The sequence below is a fragment of the Micropruina glycogenica genome, assembly GCF_900289045.1.
Lineage (GTDB): Bacteria > Actinomycetota > Actinomycetes > Propionibacteriales > Propionibacteriaceae > Micropruina > Micropruina glycogenica.
Genome location: NZ_LT985188.1, coordinates 2,640,454 through 2,657,929, shown reverse-complemented (window position 1 = coordinate 2,657,929; position 17,476 = coordinate 2,640,454). Strand labels below are relative to the sequence as shown.

General features: G+C 69.8%; 15 protein-coding genes. 8 read left to right on the top strand and 7 right to left on the bottom strand.

Annotation, left to right across the window (positions count from 1 at the left end):
- Positions 1–20: 20 nt before the first annotated feature.
- Genes MPLG2_RS12510 through cydC form a run of 3 tightly spaced genes read right to left on the bottom strand, consistent with a single transcriptional unit; the run spans position 21 to position 2,877 of the window.
- On the bottom strand, positions 21–278 hold the full coding sequence (locus MPLG2_RS12510) for a DUF6457 domain-containing protein (RefSeq protein ID WP_105186418.1): 258 nt from the start codon (positions 276–278) through the stop codon (positions 21–23).
- A gap of 19 nt (positions 279–297) precedes the next feature.
- Complete coding sequence (locus MPLG2_RS12505) at positions 298–1,266, bottom strand: neutral zinc metallopeptidase (RefSeq protein ID WP_158681147.1); 969 nt, start codon at positions 1,264–1,266, stop codon at positions 298–300.
- A gap of 3 nt (positions 1,267–1,269) precedes the next feature.
- Entirely contained in the window at positions 1,270–2,877 is a 1,608-nt protein-coding gene (cydC, locus tag MPLG2_RS12500) for a thiol reductant ABC exporter subunit CydC (protein WP_408632040.1), read from the bottom strand.
- 101 nt (positions 2,878–2,978) lie between these two features.
- Between cydC and MPLG2_RS12495 the strand changes: the two genes are divergently transcribed.
- A complete protein-coding gene (locus MPLG2_RS12495; RefSeq protein WP_105186416.1) occupies positions 2,979–4,109 on the top strand; it encodes a hypothetical protein in 1,131 nt (376 codons plus the stop codon).
- 125 nt (positions 4,110–4,234) lie between these two features.
- Here MPLG2_RS12495 and cydD read toward each other — a convergent pair whose 3' ends face one another.
- The 3 genes from cydD to MPLG2_RS12480 all read right to left on the bottom strand — a co-directional run bounded on the left by cydD (position 4,235) and on the right by MPLG2_RS12480 (position 8,754).
- The gene (cydD, locus tag MPLG2_RS12490; RefSeq protein WP_105187655.1) at positions 4,235–5,785 is read right to left on the bottom strand and encodes a thiol reductant ABC exporter subunit CydD; all 1,551 of its coding nucleotides are present in this window, start codon (positions 5,783–5,785) and stop codon (positions 4,235–4,237) included.
- Between the two features lie 355 nt (positions 5,786–6,140).
- Positions 6,141–7,199, bottom strand: coding sequence for a cytochrome d ubiquinol oxidase subunit II (gene cydB, locus MPLG2_RS12485; protein ID WP_105186415.1), 1,059 nt, complete (start codon positions 7,197–7,199; stop codon positions 6,141–6,143).
- A gap of 16 nt (positions 7,200–7,215) precedes the next feature.
- Complete coding sequence (locus MPLG2_RS12480; protein ID WP_105186414.1) at positions 7,216–8,754, bottom strand: cytochrome ubiquinol oxidase subunit I; 1,539 nt, start codon at positions 8,752–8,754, stop codon at positions 7,216–7,218.
- Positions 8,755–8,809: 55 nt separating this feature from the next.
- On the opposite strand from MPLG2_RS12480, the gene MPLG2_RS12475 reads away from it, so the two are divergent.
- The 6 genes from MPLG2_RS12475 to MPLG2_RS12450 all read left to right on the top strand — a co-directional run bounded on the left by MPLG2_RS12475 (position 8,810) and on the right by MPLG2_RS12450 (position 15,577).
- Positions 8,810–9,124, top strand: a complete 315-nt coding sequence (locus tag MPLG2_RS12475) for a BlaI/MecI/CopY family transcriptional regulator (protein ID WP_105186413.1) — start codon at positions 8,810–8,812, stop codon at positions 9,122–9,124.
- A 104-nt stretch (positions 9,125–9,228) separates the two neighbouring features.
- A complete protein-coding gene (locus MPLG2_RS12470; RefSeq protein ID WP_105186412.1) occupies positions 9,229–11,751 on the top strand; it encodes an ATP-binding protein in 2,523 nt (840 codons plus the stop codon).
- A gap of 130 nt (positions 11,752–11,881) precedes the next feature.
- Positions 11,882–13,276 (top strand): FAD-binding oxidoreductase, encoded by a 1,395-nt coding sequence (locus MPLG2_RS12465; RefSeq protein ID WP_105186411.1) that lies wholly within the window; start codon positions 11,882–11,884, stop codon positions 13,274–13,276.
- Positions 13,277–13,295: 19 nt separating this feature from the next.
- The gene (locus tag MPLG2_RS12460; RefSeq protein WP_197709934.1) at positions 13,296–13,667 is read left to right on the top strand and encodes a PQ-loop repeat-containing protein; all 372 of its coding nucleotides are present in this window, start codon (positions 13,296–13,298) and stop codon (positions 13,665–13,667) included.
- The gene (locus MPLG2_RS12455; protein ID WP_105186410.1) at positions 13,612–14,475 is read left to right on the top strand and encodes an NmrA family NAD(P)-binding protein; all 864 of its coding nucleotides are present in this window, start codon (positions 13,612–13,614) and stop codon (positions 14,473–14,475) included. The genes MPLG2_RS12460 and MPLG2_RS12455 overlap by 56 nt, the downstream gene beginning before the upstream one ends.
- 124 nt (positions 14,476–14,599) lie before the next feature.
- Positions 14,600–15,577, top strand: a complete 978-nt coding sequence (locus MPLG2_RS12450; protein ID WP_105186409.1) for an LLM class flavin-dependent oxidoreductase — start codon at positions 14,600–14,602, stop codon at positions 15,575–15,577.
- Positions 15,578–15,663: 86 nt separating this feature from the next.
- On the opposite strand, the gene MPLG2_RS12445 is transcribed toward MPLG2_RS12450, so the two are convergent.
- Positions 15,664–16,782, bottom strand: a complete 1,119-nt coding sequence (locus MPLG2_RS12445; protein WP_197709933.1) for an NUDIX domain-containing protein — start codon at positions 16,780–16,782, stop codon at positions 15,664–15,666.
- A gap of 152 nt (positions 16,783–16,934) precedes the next feature.
- Here MPLG2_RS12445 and MPLG2_RS12435 point away from each other — a divergent pair, with 152 nt between their 5' ends.
- Positions 16,935–17,432 (top strand): hypothetical protein, encoded by a 498-nt coding sequence (locus MPLG2_RS12435; protein ID WP_105186408.1) that lies wholly within the window; start codon positions 16,935–16,937, stop codon positions 17,430–17,432.
- The last annotated feature ends 44 nt before the right edge of the window (positions 17,433–17,476 follow it).

The window sequence follows — 17,476 nt, the reverse complement described above, 5'->3', positions numbered from 1 at the left end:
GGGACGTCAGGTGGCGCGAGTTAGGAACCGTCCCCATCTCGCGCCGGGACGTTCAGAATCACCCGGCGCACCTCGTCGAACGACGCGGCGCCCGACGCGAGGGCGTACCCCGCCAGAAACGTCGACACCGGGGCCATCGGACGGGCGACCCGGTGCGCCACCCGTCCGGCCAGAGCCAGCACGGCGTCGACATCGAGCGCCTCGCGGGGCACCCCCAGCGCGGCGCAGACCCCGTCGATCCAGGGGTCGTGAATGCTCAGGTCTTCGCGTTCCACCATTGCGTGCTCCCGTCGGCCGTCACTTCACCTTGTCGGCGTTCACCGCCCAGGTGTTGCAGGCGCCCAGGTTCTCACCGTCGAGCCCGCGCGGCCCCCAGTACTGCTGCGCCTTGACGCTGCCGTGGCCCTCGGCGTCGGTGGTGTCGCCCCAGACGTCGAGAAAGAACTCCTTGTCAGAGCCGGTCAGCTCGAAGCTCGGCACGTGGGCGAACACGTAGTAGGTCCAGCAGAACACCTGCAGTTCGATCCGCCGAATCGTGACCGTGCGCTTCTCGTCGAGGCCGTCGGACTCGTCGAAGAAGTTCATCATCGCCTGCACGTGGTGGCCGTACTCGTGCACCACCACGTCGGCCACCGACAACCGGGCGTACTGCGCGTCTTCGTACACGCGATTCGAGAAGTACATGGTGTTGTCGGTCTCGCAGTAGAAGGCATAGGCGTCGGTCTCTTTGCCGCACGGCGATGCGACCGTCTTGTCGTAGAACGTGCGGCTCACCGTGCTGAAGTCGCCCCCGGCCGAATCGATCACCGGGCGGTACAGGGTTTCTAGGCACGCGATCAGGTCGTCGACCTGCTGTTGGTACTGGCTGCGCGACGAAATCGTCTTGACGGGCTTCGGGCAGGTACCACTGAGCGTCTGACGGTAGAGGGCGCTGTCGGTGAGCTCGGGCACGCCGACGCCCGTCGACTTGTTGGTGGTCGGCGTGCTGGAACTCGGCGAGGGGGTGGTCGACGAGCCGGGCAGGGGCACCGGATCGGTGCCGATCGGCAGCGTCTGCAGGCCGGCCACCACCAGGCCCACCACGATCAGCAGCACCACCATGAAACCCAGCGGCGAGGGCCCGCGGCGGGGTGCCGGCGGGCTCCACTGCGGCTGCTGAACCGGGGCCCACTGCGTTGGGCCGGCCGACCAGGTGGGTTGCTGAGGCGCCGGCGGGGGGACGTAACCGGGCCGGTATTGACTGCCGTCACCCGGCCACTGACTCACGGCTCAACGATATGGCACCGCACCAACCGCCAGTTCGACGGTGCGGTCGCAGCGGGCGATGACGTCGGGATCATGGGTGACCACCAGCAGCGGCACACCCGTGAAGCTTCCGAACAGGTCGTCGAGCAGCGCTTCGGCGGTCAGGGCGTCCAGATGCTCGGACGGCTCGTCGAGCACCACCGCCTGAAAGTCGCCCACGAACAACCGGGCCAGCGCCAGCCGTCGGGCCTCGCCGCCCGAGAGAGTGCCGGCGTGCTCGCCCACCACCCGGTCGAGGGGCAACGGCAAGCCGGCCCGGTCGAGCGCCTTGCGGACGTCGGCATCGTCGGCGTCGCGGTTGCCGATGCGCACGTTCTCAGCGACCGACGTGGCGAAGATGTGCGCGTCCTGCGCGAGGTAGCCCACCCGTCCGACCACCTCGACGGTGCCGGCCTTGGGCGGAATCTGGCCCAGAATCGTGGCGGCCAGCGTGGTTTTGCCGCTGCCGGACGGCCCCACGACGGCGACCGCCTCGCCGGGGGCGATGGTGAGGTCGATGCCCTCGATCAGGGTGGGAGCCCCGGGCCAACCGATCGCCAGACCGGTGAGCACCAGGGCGCCGGGCGCCACCGGCGGGGGCAGGTCGCGATCGCCGACGCCGACCGGGGGAGCGTCCAGCACCTCGCGCACCCGGCGCAGGGAAGCCAACGAACGAGTAGCGCTCTGCGCCGCCTGGGTGAGGGTGCTGAGCACTTCGTGCAGGGCCAGTGGGGTGAGCACCAGCACGGCCAGCATCACCGGCGGCAGCGTGCCGTCGGCCACCTGACTGCCGCCGATCAGTAGGGCGGCGAGCACCGCCACCGCCGCAGCGAGCACCTGGCAGCCGGCTGCGACGCCGCGAATCCAGGCGCTGCGGTCGTCCTGCCGCTTCAACCGCTCGTCAACGGCCAGCACCCGGCCGAGCGCGGCGTCGGCGACGCCGTAGGCGACCAGGTCGGGGGCGGTGCGGGCCAGTTCGTGCACGCCCGCCGCCAGTTCGCCGCGGGCGGGTGCGGCGGCCTCGTCGTAACGCCGCGACAGCCATTGCGCGAGGCCCGGCACCAACACCCCGGCGACCAGGGCCGAGCCCAGCAGCCACAGGGCCGTCGCGGGTGAGAAGGCGGCGAAGACGGCGGACGTCGCGACGATCACCAGCGAAGCCGACACCACCGGCACCACGAACCGCACGATCAGCTCGAGCACGGCGTCGACGTCGGCGGTCACCCGGGCCAGCAGGTCGCCACGGCGGGAGCCCAACAGCGTGGTGCGGGCGAGTCGCTGGTAGGTGCCGATGCGCAGGGCGCTCTGCAGCCGCAACGCCACGTCGTGGCCGACCAGCCGTTCGAGGTAGCGAAACAGGCCGCGGCTGATGCCGAACACCCGCACGCCGATGGCCGCGACCTGCAGGTAGAGCACCGGAGGGTGTTCGGCGGCCCGCGACAACAACCAGGCCGACACCGCCATCAGCGCCACCGAGGCCGCGCTGGCACCGAAGGCCAACAGCACGGCGAGCGCGGTTCTACCGGGGGCGTCCGGCATGAGGCGCAACACCCAGAACCGGCCCGCGGGCATCGCGGGCCCGTCTGCGCTCATGGCAGCAGAATAGGCCACCGATTCGGGCCTGCTCGGCGGTAACCTTGGCCGCATCAGCGCAGGTGTTCCGGCGAAGCGTCGGAGCAACAGGGGAGGACGCCGTGAGCCAGCCACCGAACACGCCGAGCGGAGGCAATCCGCAGCAGCCGCCGTCCGGCTGGAGCCCGAACCCCGCAGGCGGCTCGGACCCCTCACCGCAAGGCTCGAACTGGGGCAGCCACCCCACCCAACCGCTGCCGGCGGGCCAGCAGTACCCGCCCACCCAGCCGCTGCCCGCCGGTGAGCAGTACCCGGGCGGGTCGTTCAGCGCGACCGGCCAGCCGGGCATGTATGGCCAGAGCAACCAGCCCCCGTACGGGCAGCAGCCGGGTCAGTACGGTCAGCCGGGCCAGTACGGCCAAGGCGCTCAGTCGGGCGGCCAGTACGGCGCTCCCGGGCAGTACGCGGCGCCCGGCCAGTACGGCCCGGCCGGTGGCGGAGCCCAGCCCCCGGGCGGCAATTACCCGGCCCCGTCCGGTGGAGCCGGCGGCGGACGCAACTCGACCCCGCTGATCATCGGCATCGTGGCCGCCGTCGTGGTGCTCGGGCTGCTCGCCTGGTTTCTGTTCCTACGGCCGGCCACCACGGCCACGCCGACGGTCAGCACAGCCCCGCCCACGTCGGTCGAGCCCAGCGCCGAACCGTCGGTACTGATCACGCCGACCGACGAGCCGTCCGAATCGCCCAGCGAGCAGCCCAGTGAGAGTGCCAGCCCCAAGCCGTCCGGCACCACCAGCGCCGCCTGCGCCGATGCGTTGAGCAAGACCCAGTGCGACTGGGCGGTGTACCTGAAGCAGTTCGTGGTGATCAACACCTGCGCCCCCGACCCCAGCGACGAGCCGCGCGAGGCGTTCACCTGCGCCGCCAACAGCCGCGGCAAGCTCGACGGCAACGTCACGGTTTCGCTGCGCTGGGCCGACGACAACGCCGACCTGACCGACCTGATGGACGACTTCTTCGCCCGCGCCAAGGTGAGCAAGAGCAAGATCGGCAGCAACTGGAAGAAGCCTCCGGCACTCACCCAGTGGTGGTACACCGACAAGCCCAGCGAAAAGCTGGGCAAGCTCGGGTCGGCCGAGTTGGACGGCGCCGGCCGAGTGGCCTGGACCTTCAAGAAGCAGCGGTTCTTCATCGAGGCGACGTCCGATTCAGACAGCGCCACCACGATGATCGACTGGTGGGCGCGCACCTGAGGCTGGTCGATCTCATCCCAACCCGCTGGTCGAGCGTGTCGAGACCTGTGAGAGCTGGTCGGCTTGGCGGTTGGTGGGCAGGGGTAGCCGTCCGCCGCTGACGCCGAGGCGCAACGGAGGAACGATCAACCCGCGGGCAGCGTGAGCACCCGGTCGGCGCGCGCGATCACCGCCGGACGGTGCGACACGGCCACGGTGGTGACGCCGTCCAGTGCGTCGAGCAGGGCGGTTTCGGTGCCTTCGTCCAGCCCCGCGGTCGGTTCGTCGAGCACCAGCAGGTCGGCGCGTCCGGACGCCACCCACAGCAACGCCCGGGCCACCGCCACCCGGCGGCGTTCGCCGGCCGAGAGGCCCTCGCCGTCGTCGCCGACCCCGCGGGCCGGGTCGAGGCTGCCGCCGCCCGCTTGTCGAAGGGCCTGGCGCACCGCGGCGTCGTCGGCGTCGGGGTCGCCCAAGCGCACGTTGTCGGCGATGGTGCCGCTGATCATGCCCGGGGTCTGGCCCACCCAGGCGATGCGCTCGCGCCTGGAGGCCGCATCGAGAGCGGCCCCGTCGACGAGTACGCGTCCGGCCGTGGGTGCGATGAACCCCATCAGGGCGTTGAGCAGTGTGGTCTTGCCGCAGCCGGACGGCCCGGTGACCACCAACAGTTCGCCGGGGTGCAGGTCGAACCCCACCGGAGCCAGTGCCGGCGCCTGGGCGCCGGGGTAGGTGTGTGACAGGGCGTCCACGCTGAGCCGCGGGGCGTTCGGCACCGGCGCCGATGCCGTGCGTGGCGGGGTGGTAGGGGCCGACTCGATGATCGCGAAGGCCGATTCGGCCGCCGCCATGCCGTCGGCGGCGTCGTGGTAGTGCACGCCCACCTGGCGCACCGGCAGGTACACCTCGGGGGCCAGAATCAGCACGAAGAACGCGGTGGTCAGGTCGACCTGGTCGAACACGACGCGAAAGCCGATGCCGACGGCCACGATCGCCACCGACAGGGTGCTGAGCAGTTCGAGCGCCAGCGCCGACAGAAACGAGATGCGAAGCGTGCCCATGGTTTCGCCGCGGTGGGCGTCTTCTGAGCGACGCAGCCCCTCGGCCTGGGCGCGGGCCCGTCCGAACACCTGCAGGGTGGGCAGCCCGGCCACCAGGTCGGCGAAGTGTCCGGCCAGCCGGGTCTGCACCAGCCAGCGCTTGCGGGTGCGGGCCTCGGTGGTCCAGCCCACCAGCGCCATGAAGATCGGAATCAGGGGCAGGGTGAGCGCCACCACGATCGCCGAGGCGAAGTCGGCGGTCAGTATGGCGATGCCGATGATCAGCGGCACCGTGACCGCCAGCACCAGTTGCGGCAGGTACTTGGAGTAGTAGCCGTCGAGGGCGTCCAGGCCCTGGGTGAGCAGGGTGACCAGCGAGGCCGTGGACGAGCCGGGGTCGACCGGATCGGCCAGCCGGGCGGCCAGCACGTCGCGCCGCAGCCGTGACTTGACCGCAGCGGCGGCCCGATGCGCCAGCCACTGGTTCAGCCAGGCCAGCACGGCCTTGCCGGCGAACACCGCGACCAGCAGCCAGAACACCTGCTGCAGCACGGTCAGGGTGTGGGTGGCGAAGATGTCGCCCAGCGCCCGGGCCAGGGCGGACGCCTGCACGAGGGTGAGCACGGCCGTCGCCGACCCCACGGCAACGCCCGCGATCAGATACCCGAGGGTGGCGCGGCCCCGGCGCAGCAGCCTGGGGTCGAGGGGTCCGCGGCGCCGGGTCGCAGCGCTGTCGGACGTGGTCACGTGCCCATCATGCTGCACGGCTGCCCATCAGGTGCTGACTGGCCATGGAACCGACGTAGCTGCCCTTCTGACACGTCACTGCCTGCACGCGGGCAGCGACGTGTCACAAAGGCAGTTACGTTGGGCCGAGGGGCGCACAAACCCGGGGACGTCGCCTCGCCTGTCGTCCCGGCGAACGTCGGGACCTCGTAATCGCCGCACCGGACCCCTCCGTTCCGACGGAGATTCCGGCGTCCGCCGGAATGACGACCGACCGCTACCCGGGTCAGGCGACCGGCTCGGCGTGCTTGACGTCGTCCGGAATGTTCTTGGTGCTCAGCCGGCGCCGGAACACCCAGTACGACCACGCCTGGTAGGCCAGCACGATCGGCACGAACACGCCCGCAGCCCACGTCATGATGCCCAGCGTGGTCGGGCTCGCCGACGCGGTGACGATGTTGAGGGGCGTCTCGGCGGCCGAGTTGTCGAAGCCGAGGTCGGGATACATGCTGAGAAAGATGCCGATCGCGATCACCACGATGGCGACGGCGGTGCCGACGAAGGCCCAGCCGTCCGAGTCCTGACGCACCATGAACCAGGCGAAACCGAGCCCGGCCGCCGCCACCAGCAGCAGGATCCAGCCCGAGACGCCGATGCCGTAGGCGAGGTTTGACCACAGCAGCCATACGCCGCCGGCGCCGATCGCCACCAGACCGATCTTTTCGGCGAACGCCTTGGTGCGGGTGTGAATGTCGCCGCGGGTCTTCAGCGCCAGGAAGATCGCGCCGTGGAAGAGGAACACCACGACCAGCGTGACGCCGCCGAGCAGCGCGAACGGGCTGAACAGCGACCAGAAGCCGCCGGTGAACACGTGCACGCCCTGGCGACCGTCGGCCACCTGAACCGGCAGCCCCTTGACGAAGTTGGCGAAGCCGACGCCGAACACCAGCGACACCACGAACGAGCCGATGCAGGCGCCCCAGTCCCAGCGGTCTTTCCAGGCCTGTTCGGGCCGCTTCGCCCGGTACTCGAAGGCGAGGCCGCGCACGATCAGCCCCATCAGAATGAGGAACAGCGGCAGGTACAACGCAGAGAACAATGTGGCGTACCAGCCCGGAAAGGCGGCGAACGTGGCGCCACCGGCGGTGAGCAACCAGACCTCGTTGCCGTCCCAGAGCGGTCCGATGGAGTTGACCAGTACCCGCTTCTCTTTGTCGTTACGACCAATGAACGGCAGCAGCATGGCGACGCCGAAGTCGAAACCTTCGAGAACGAGAAACCCGATCCACAGCACGGCGATGAGGCAGAACCAGACGATCTGCAGGGTGCTGGGTTCGACGATCATGACTCGACACCCTCTCTCAGTAAGCGAACGACAAAACGTCGTCGTCGTGGGTGATCTGTTCGACGGGCTCGACCTCAGGCAGCCCCAGCCGGATGTACTTCAGCATCAGGCCCACCTCGACCACGGCCAGGGCGCCGTACACCAGGGTGTAGCCGATCAGGCTGATCCACAGTTCGAGCACCGTGACCCCCGGAGACACCCCCGCCATGGTGGGCAACGTGCCCGAGACGATCCAGGGTTGCCGGCCCATCTCGGTGAAGATCCAGCCGGCCGAGTTGCCGAACAGCGGTCCGAGCGGCATCAGCACCAACAGCAGCGTCAGCCACTTGTTGTCGGGTGGCAGCCCGCCCTTGCGCAGGAACCACAACAGCAACAGCGCGACGGCGATGGCGGCCATGCCCAGGCCGATCATCAGCCGGAAGCTCCAGTACGTCACCGGAATGATCGGGGTGAACGTGTCGACGCCCCAGGCGCGCATGTGCTCGGCGTAGGCCTGCTGCAGTTCGTTGCTCGGGTCGACGAGCTGGCCCTCGGCGTAGGCGGCCTTGAGTTCGTTGATGCCCTGGACGCGGCCGTCCCACGTGCCCGTGGCGAGGAACGACAGCAGGTTGGGCACCTCGATCGCGAACAGCGGACGGGACCCGTCCAGGGTGCCGATGGTGAGAATCGAGAACGGCGCACCAGACCCGTCGCCGCCGGCGCTCTCATAGATCGCCTCGGCGGCGGCCATCTTCATGGGCTGCACCTGCGTCATGATCTTGCCCGACTCGTCGCCGGTGATCACCAGCCCCACGCCCGACACCAGCATGGCGATCGCGGCGAAGGTGGCGGCGAAACGGTGCGCGGCGATGCTCTGCTCGCGCTTGGAGTTGGTCGCTGCAACAGCAGTCGCGGCTTCGTCCCCCTCGGCCTCGGTCGCCGGACGGTTCAGCTTCATCAGGTGCCAGCCCGAGACGGCGGCCACCAGGGCGGCGGCGGTCAACCACGACGCCATCAGTACGTGCGGCAGCGCCCACAACAACACCGGGTTGGTCAGCACGGCACCGAAGTCGTGCATCTCGGCACGGTCGGTGGCGGGGTTGTAGATCGCACCCTGCGGGTTCTGCATGAACGAGTTGGCGGCCAGAATGAAGATCGCGCTCAGGTTGGTGCCGATCGCCGCCAGCCAGATCGCCATCAGGTGCAGATGTTTGGGCAGCCGGTCCCAGCCGAAGATCCACAGGCCGAGGAACGTCGACTCCATGAAGAAGGCCAACAGTGCCTCGAACGCCAGCGGTGCGCCGAAGATGTCGCCGACGAATCGCGAGTATTCGCTCCAGTTCATGCCGAACTGAAACTCTTGGACGATGCCGGTGACCACGCCCATCGCGAAGTTGATCAGAAAGAGCTTTCCATAGAACTTCGTCAAGCGAAGGTACTTGTCATTGCGCGATCGATACCAGAGGGTTTGGAAGATCGCCACGATGAACGAAAGTGCAAGCGTGATCGGAACGAAGAACCAGTGGTAGACGGTCGTGATGCCGAACTGCCAGCGAGCCAGTGTCACCTGATCCATGGGCGAAATGTACTACGCGGTGTCGTAGGTGGGCAATCGTGGTTAGGCTGAGGTTGTGCCAGTGTTCGGCGACCTTGAGCAGGCGGTGATGGACGTGCTGTGGGCGAGCCCCACAGCGATGTCCGTGCGCGATGTTCAGGCGGCCCTCGCCAACGATCGCGAACTCGCCTACACCACGGTGATGACGGTGATGGATCGGCTCGCCAAGAAGGGTCAAGTCACCCGTGAACTGGACGGCCGCGCGTGGCAGTACCGTCCGTCGCGCACCTGGGTGCAAATGGTGGCCAACGAGATCGTCGGCATTCTGAGCAACGGAACACCCGAGCAGGCCAGGGCCGTGCTGGAGGCCGTGCACGAACGCGTCGGCTGAGAGTCGCCACCCGGGCCTGCCGCCCGCAACGACCGCGGGGTTAGACTGCTCCTTTGCATGTCACCCAGTGACCCTCGCCCGTCCACCCCACGACCGGAGCCGACATGCTGGAGCGGGAAGCCGATCTCTCGCGGTTGAAGCAGGCAGCCGAGTCGCTGCGCACGCGCGAGGGTGGTGTCGTAGTTGTTTCGGGCGAGGCCGGAATCGGCAAGAGCACCCTGCTCGCTGCCTTCTTGGACGATCTTCCGGACGACTTTCGGGTGCTGCGCGGCTGGTGCGACAACCTGGTCACCGCACACCCACTCGGGCCGATTCGTGAGGCGGTCCAGGGCCGGCACGGTGACGCACCCACCAGCGCCAGGCTCGACGCAGCCCTGGCGTCGGGTGACGTGCCCACGGTGCTGGCCGAACTGAGTGCCGGGTTGGGGCGGGGGCGCCCAACGGTGCTCGTGGTCGAAGACCTGCACTGGGCGGACGACGCGACCCTGGACGTGCTCGCTTACCTGGCCCGACGCATCGAACGGGTACGGCTGCTGCTGGTGTGCTCGTTGCGCCCGGAGGATTCGGCCTCGCCGGCGCTGCGCCGCATGCTGGGTGAACTTCCGGCTCGTGGCACGGTGCGCCTCGACCTGGCGCCGCTCAGCCGAGCCGCCGTGGCCCAGCTCAATGACGACTCAGCCTGGAACACCGACGACCTGCTGCAGGTCACCGGGGGCAACCCGTTCTTCGTCACCGAGGTGCTCGCCGCATCGTCCGACGACGTGCCGGCCACCGTCAGCGACGCCGTGCTGGCCCGGCTGGAGCGAGCCGGGCCGTTGTGCCGGCAGGCGCTGGAACGACTGTCTGTGTGGTCGGGCGAACTGCCCCACGAACTGGCAGACGCCGTGCTCGGTGATGCGTCGGACGGGCTGGCCGAGGCCGAGGCCCGCGGTCTGATCACCGTGACCGAGCATGGGGTGCGGTTTCGCCATGAACTGGCGCGCCGAGCCACCGAGCTGTCGTTGCCGACCCTGCGCCGCCGTGCGATCGACCGGCATGTGGTCGGTCTGCTGGCCGGCGGTGACGACGTGCCGCGGCTGCTGCATCACGCGATGCGGTGCTCCGACGGCGCCGTGATCGTCGCCCATGCGCCGAGCGAAGGGGAGTACTCGGCCCGGGTCGGTGCCAACCGGCAAGCCATCGCCTATTTCGCCGCGGCCCTCGACCACGAGCACCTGATGACGCCACACCAGGTGGCGGCGGTGTGCGACAGCTACGCCTGGGTGCTGCACATCGGCCATCGGTTCGACCAGGCGGTGCTCAACGGACGCCGCGCGGTTCGGTTGTGGGCCGGGCTGGGTGAACGGGCGGCGGAGGCGTCCGCCCTTCGTCGGCTGGCGCGCGAACTGCTGATGGTCGGACGGCCCGACGAGGCCCTGGCGTGCGCGGAACGCGCCCTCGAACTGGTCGATCGTGGCGATCCGGAAGCGTTGGCCGCCGCGCTGGGGGCGTTGGGGTCGCACCACGCGCTGGCCGGCGATGACGGCGGCACGGTGCTGCTCGAGCAGGCGCTGCAACTCGTGGGTGCTGGGGCGCTGCCCGGCACCGAGTCGTTGTGCTTGAACTACCTGTCGATGTCGATCGCCGACGCCACCGTCGAGCAGCGCATCGAGCTGTCGTGGCGCAGCCTGGGCTCAGCGCTGGCCGATCAGGCGCACGAGGCCACTGCCAGGGCGTACACCAACGTGGCCGAGCTGCTGTACCGCTACGGACGCGTCGATGAGCTCGAATCGCTGGTCGGAACCGGCCTGGAGTTCGTTCGCGAGCATGGTTACTGGTCGCACGCCTCCAACCTCGAGGTGCATCAGGCGTTGCTGCTGCAGCGGCGAGGTGATTGGCCGGCGGCCGCCGACCTGCTGCGGCGGGTGGTGAGCCGCGACCCCGAACCCGGCATGCTGATCACCTACTCGCTGCCCAACCTCGCCCGGTTGCAGGCCCGCCGTGGTGACCCGCCCGCGTATGAGGTGCTGCGCCACTGCTGGGGCGTCGCTCTGCGGCAGCGCTTGCTGACCGGGCTGGGCTTCGCGGGCGCCGCTTTGGCGGAGTGGGCCTGGTTGAACGGTCGCCCCGACGTCGCCGCCGAGGTGCTGGACGGCTGGCGAACCCACTCTGAGCGGCCAGCCGCCGAGCCGCTCGACGCCGAGATTCGCCGCTACGCCGCCCGAGCCGGCGTGAGTGAACCCACCCGGCCCGGTGCCGACCCGTGGGTCGGCCAAGACCCCTACGAGGTGGCGCTGCTGGGCCTTGAGACCGCGGACCCGGACGCCCTGCTGGCGGGGCTGCGCACCCTCGACCTGCTCGAGGCGAACGCGACCGCGGCTCTGGTGCGGCGGCTGCTCGCGGGCCAGGGCGTCAAAGCCGTACCGCGGGGGCCGTCGCGCAGCACCCGGGCGAACCCGGTCGGCCTCACCGACCGGCAGCTCGACGTCGTCCGGCTGGCTGCGGACGGCCTGACCAACGCAGAGATTGCGGCCCGGCTGGTGCTGTCGGTGCGTACCGTCGATCACCACATCTCGGCGGCCATGGCCAAGCTCGCCGTGCACAGCCGCCGGGAACTGGCCGCCGCGCTGCAGTCCACCGAGGGCTGAGCGCCGACCCAAACTTGGGCACCGTCGCGTGCCGATCTGGGTGATCGGCACCCATGTGCGCCCCGGCCTTCTCGCCGAACCTGGTGCAGCAGGGAATCGACGTGCGATTCCCACGAACCAGGAGAACCTCATGAGTGCCACTGTGATCAACCGCGCGCCGACCGGCGCCGGCGTGCGCTACCTGCGTCCCGGTGAGGCCGGCTACGACCAGGCGGTCACCGCCTGGAACCTGCTGGGCAGCCACCGGCCCGCGGTCGTGGCGTTGGCCGAACGCGCCGACGACGTCGTGGCGGCCGTCCGCTACGCACGGTCCGCCGGGCTGGGTGTCGGGGTGATGGCAACCGGCCACGGCACCGGCCACGCCGTCGAGGGGGGCCTACTGATCAACACCGCGGCCATGCAGGGCCTGTCGGTCGACCCGGTCACCGCCATCGCGCGGGTCGAAGCCGGTGTGAGCTGGGCGCGGCTGAACGAGCGGGCGGCTATGCACGGGCTGTTCGGGCTGCAGGGCTCCAGCTCGGGCGTCGGCGTCGTCGGCTACAGCATGGGCGGCGGATTCGGCTGGCTGGGGCGTCATTTCGGGTTCGCCTCGCAGTCGATCGTCGCCGCCGAACTGGTCACCGCCGACGGCGACCTCATCACCGTCGACGCAGACCACGAGCCCGATCTGTTCTGGGGGCTGCGCGGCAGCGCCGGCAACCTCGGGGTGGTGACCGCCCTGCACCTGCGGCTGGTCGAGCTCGACGTCGTCTACGGGGGTGCGCTGTTCTACCCGATCAGCGCAGCCCGGCTGGTGATCGAGCACTACGCGCAGTGGGCGGCCGAGCAGCCCGACGAGGTCGCCTCATCGGTGGCGCTGCTGAACTTTCCGCCGCTGCCCTTTCTACCCGAGCCCCTGCGCGGCCAGTCGTTGGTGAGCATTCGCCTCTGTTACTCCGGTGACGACCTGGGCCGCGGCGCGGCGGCCGTCCGTGACCTGCGCAAACGGCTCGGCGAACCGCTGATCGACGACGTACGGCGCATGCGTGTCACTGAGCTCGACCGCATCAGCGCCGAACCCACCGACCCCGTGGCGGGTGTCATGCGCAGCGCCCTGCTGCCCGAACTGAACGCCGACGTGATCGATGTGCTGGTCGCCGAGCAGACCGCGGACTCGCCGCTGCTGGTGGTGGAGTTGCGCCACCTGGGCGGGGCACTGCGGGTGCCGTCCGACCAGCTCAGCCCTCTGAACCGGACGGGCGCGAACTTCTCGTTCAACGCGATCGGCCTGGCCTTCACGCCTGAGTTGCAGTCCGCCGCGCAGGCCAAACTGGCCCGCTTCGGCAGCCTGATCGACCCGCTGTCGGACGGCGCGGTCTACGTCAACTTTCTGGAAGGTGAGGCCGCCGCCGGCCGGATTCGTCGTGCGTACTCGGCTGCCGAGTGGAACCGCCTCACCGACCTGAAGACCTGCTGGGACCCAGAGAACATGTTCCGGTTCAACCGCAACATTCCGCCGCGCGCGGGGACGATGTCGCCCGCCTGAGATCAGAAAGGAGGTCGCCATGGTGCCCTTCACCGTCATCGGCGCCATCGCCGGCACCCTGGCGACCCTGTTGTTCGTCGCATCGGCCCTGCCGATGCTGATCAGAGCTCACCGGACGCGTGACCTGTCGTCGTACAGTCCAGCGAACCTGATCATCGCCAACGTCGGAAACCTCGCGCAGACCATCTATGTGATCACCCTGCCGCTGGGACCCGTCTGGCTGATGCACGCCTTCAACCTCGTGGTCAGCGCCCTGATGTTGCTGTGGTGGCTCCGGCACCACGGCTGCCCAGAACGCCGCGACGCGTTGCGGCGAACGATCCGAAAGAGCCCTCATGACCATTCTGATCACTGGAGCGACCGGAACAGTCGGCCGCTCGCTCGTCGCTGAACTGACCGCCGCCCGTATGCCCGTCCGGGTGTTCGTGCGCGACATCGATCGCGCCCGGGCCGCGCTGCCCGATCAGGTGCAGTTCTCGGTCGGCGACTTCACCGACCCGGCGTCGCTGCGGCAGGCCGTCCGAGGGGTTGATCAGGTGTTTCTGGCAGCCCCCAATCACCCCGACCAACTGGCCTGGGAATCGGCGGTGATCAACGCCGCCGTCGCCGCCGGTGTGCCGCGGCTGGTGAAGTTGTCGGCCCACGGGGCGGGGCTCGGCTCGCCGGTGGCGTTCTGGCACGCGCACGCCGAGATCGAACAGGTGCTGGCCGCGGCGGCAATCGACGCGGTGGTGCTGCGGCCGACGACGTACGCGACGAACCTCCTGGCCGGCTTCGACGCGGTTCGAGCGGGGGTGCTGGCGGCGCCGGCGGCGGCTGCTAGGGTCGCGTTCATCGACCCGGCGGACGTGGCTGCGGTGGCGGCGGCGGTGCTGCTGCGCGGAAGCCCGCAGCGGGTGCTCACCCTGACTGGCCCCTCCGTCCTGGGGTTCGACCAGGCGGCCGAGGTGCTTTCCGGGCTGCTGGAGAGGCCGGTGAGTTACGTTGCCGTGGCCGACGACGACGCTCTGGCTGCGCTGACCGCAGCGGGAGCCCCGCCGTGGTTCGCCGAGAACGTCGTGCGGGTGTTCGCCGCCCTACGCTCGGGGTTGGCCGGGTTCACCACCGAAACGGTGCAGCAGTTCGCCGGTCGCGCGGCCAGGCCGCTGGCGGTGGCGTTGGGCTCTCGACTACGACGCGGGCAACCGGCTCTGAGTTGAGGCCGCAATAGCCAGTGCCCGATCGCGCAGGTCCATCGCCCGGCGCACACCGGGATCTCAACGTCCCGGTCGGCAACCGATCTCGCCGCGGGAATGGTGCCGAAGCTCGGGCGGTTGACCCTATGTGAGCTCCGTTCCCCTCTCCATTCTCGATCTCGCCCAGGTGCTGCCCGGTGAGTCCGTCGCCGACGGGCTCGCCGCCACCGTGACGCTCGCCCAGCAGGCCGAAGCCTGGGGCTACCGGCGCATCTGGTACGCCGAGCACCACAACATGCCAACCATCGCCTCGTCGGCCACGGCCGTGCTGATCGCCCACGTGGCGGCCAACACCAGCTCCATTCGGCTGGGCTCGGGGGGCGTGATGCTGCCCAACCACTCACCTCTCGTGATCGCCGAGCAGTTCGGCACCCTGGCCGAGCTGCACCCGGGCCGCATCGACCTCGGCCTCGGACGTGCTCCCGGCACCGACCAGGTCACGGTGCGTGCGCTGCGCCGCGACCCGTCCGCCGCCGACACGTTCCCCCGCGATGTACAGGAACTGCAGGGCTACCTCAACGAGTCGCTGATCGCCGGCGTCACGGCCACGCCGGGCGCCGGCACCCGGGTGCCGCTCTACATTCTCGGCTCGTCGCTGTTCGGCGCTCAGCTGGCCGCCGCCCTCGGCCTGCCGTACGCGTTCGCCTCGCACTTCGCCCCGGACGCGCTCGAAGCCGCGGTCGCCACCTACCGGCGCGGCTTCCAGCCGTCCGAGCAGCTCGCCGAGCCGTACGTGATCGCCGGCGCCGGCGTGATCGCCGCCGACACCGAGGCCGAGGCGCGACGGTTGCTGGAGCTCACCAGGCGCGCCCGGGTGCGCATGTTCCTGGGCCGCGGACGCACGCTCACCGACGACGACGTCGAGGTGCTGATCGAGGGCCCCGGCGGCGCCCAGGTCGACCACATGCTGCGGTACACGGGCGTGGGCACCGCCGACCAGGTCAAGGCCTGGCTGGACGGTTTCGCCCGGCACGCCGACGCCGACGAACTGATTCTGGTGTCGTCCGCGGTCGATCGCACCGCCTCCCGACGCAGCCTGGAACTGGTGGCCCCCATCTCCGGCTGAGCAGCCTGGGTGGGACGTTGCCTGCGCAAACGTTCGTTGCCCGCGTCAGGACGCAGGCAACGAGCCCTAGCGCAGGCAACGTCGGCTCAAAGCAGGGCGACGATCGCCTCCCGGCGGGCCAGGAAGTCGGCCAGCGCCGCCTCGGTGCGCTCCGGTTCACCCTGCGTGGCGGCCAGGTTGATCATGCCTTCATCCCCGCGCCTCACCGCCTCGCGGATGCCGTCGATCGCCAGCTGCACCCGTGGTTCGACGGCGTCCAGCACGCGCTCGGCCGCCGTGCCGTAGCCGGCTGCGAACACCCCCAGCCGCTCGGCCGCATCGTTCACCGGGATCGGACGGAACAGCGGAATCGAGGTCCACGCGGTCAGTCCCAGGTCGGCATCAGGCGTGGACGGCCCGGCCAGGTCCCAGTCGAAGACCCCCGCCACCTCGTCACCGTCGAAGGCGACGTTGTAGGGGGCGACGTCGTTGTGGGTGATCAGCGTCGGGGCGACCACACCGAAGAAGCGCCACGGTCCCGGGTGCTCGAAGCCGGTCATCGCCTCGTGCAAAGCCCGTAGCCAGCGGCCTAGATTGACCAATCGGACGGGGCTCAGCAGTGCGGTGTCGACGTCGATCACCTCGCCCGGCAGGTAGTCGAGCACCTCACGGCCCCGCACATCGACGCCGTGCACGCGCGGCACCGCAGCCAATTCCGCACTGGACAGGTGGCTCAGTACCGCGTGCACCGCCGGCGTCCAGGGGCCGGTCGGTCGCCGGACGGTCTGTCCGATCCGCACCGCACCACCCACGTTGCCGCCCGGCAGCGGCTCGCCGTGCAGCAATCGCTCGGCCAGTTCGTCAAGGAACCGACGATCCGGCGCCAGCCAGTCGACGTCCTGCAGTTCGTCGGGCGCCAGCCAGCGCACAGCGTCATGTTCACTCGGGGTGGGCTCGCCGCGGACCAACCGGCACAGCGCCACCCTGAGTTCCAGTTCCAACCCGCCGGACGTCCAGGCCGTTTCCCCCGTCAACCACCCGACCACCTCGACGGCGCAGCCCAACTCTTCGCCGATCTCGCGCACCACGGCCGCCTCGGCGGATTCTCCCGGCTGCACCTTGCCGCCGGGCAGCTCCCACCGGCCTGCCGCCTGGGCCGGGTAGCGGCGCCTGGCCGCCAGCACGCAGCCATGCCACACGATGGCGGCCCCTACAACGCGAATCATCGCGCCATACTGCCAGCCGCCGGCCCGGTGCCGGTCCCCAGCCACCACCCTCCCGAGCCACCCAACCGGTCACCACGCGCCGGTCATTGCTGCCAGATCGAACGGACCCGCCGGTTGCCTACTCTGGTACTCGTTCCTATCGAGAGGCACCCATGCAGGCGCACAGCACCGTCCGGCAGAACCTGACCGCGTTATTTGTGATGTTCGGTTTGATCGGTGCACTCGGGGTGTTCCTGCTTTACACGTCTCTGGTGGTGTCGCCCGCGTCATCGTCGGCAATCCTCTTCGCCCCCGCTCTCGTGCTGGCCGTCATCGCCGTCGCCACGCTGCTGTTGGGCGGACTGTCCGTCACGTTGCGCGCCGACATCGACCCATCCGGCGTGACCAGTCACGAGTTCGGCGCCCGCTGGAGCTTCGAGTGGCCGCAAGTACACCAGGTGTGGATCGTCGTACACCGGGGTCTGCCGTACCTAGCCGTGCTCCCGGCGCCGGGTTCAGCCCCGCTCCGACATCGCACGTCGTGGCGCTCACGGCGATTCGGACTGCCCGATCAGGTCCGCACCATCCGGATCGACGGAGCCGCGACGAACGCCATCGCGGCCGCCGTGCTGGCGAACTGGGGACGGGCGCCCGAACCGCTGCAGCGATGACCCGACCACCGCGGCGGCAGCCCCGCTCCGACATCGGGCACCGA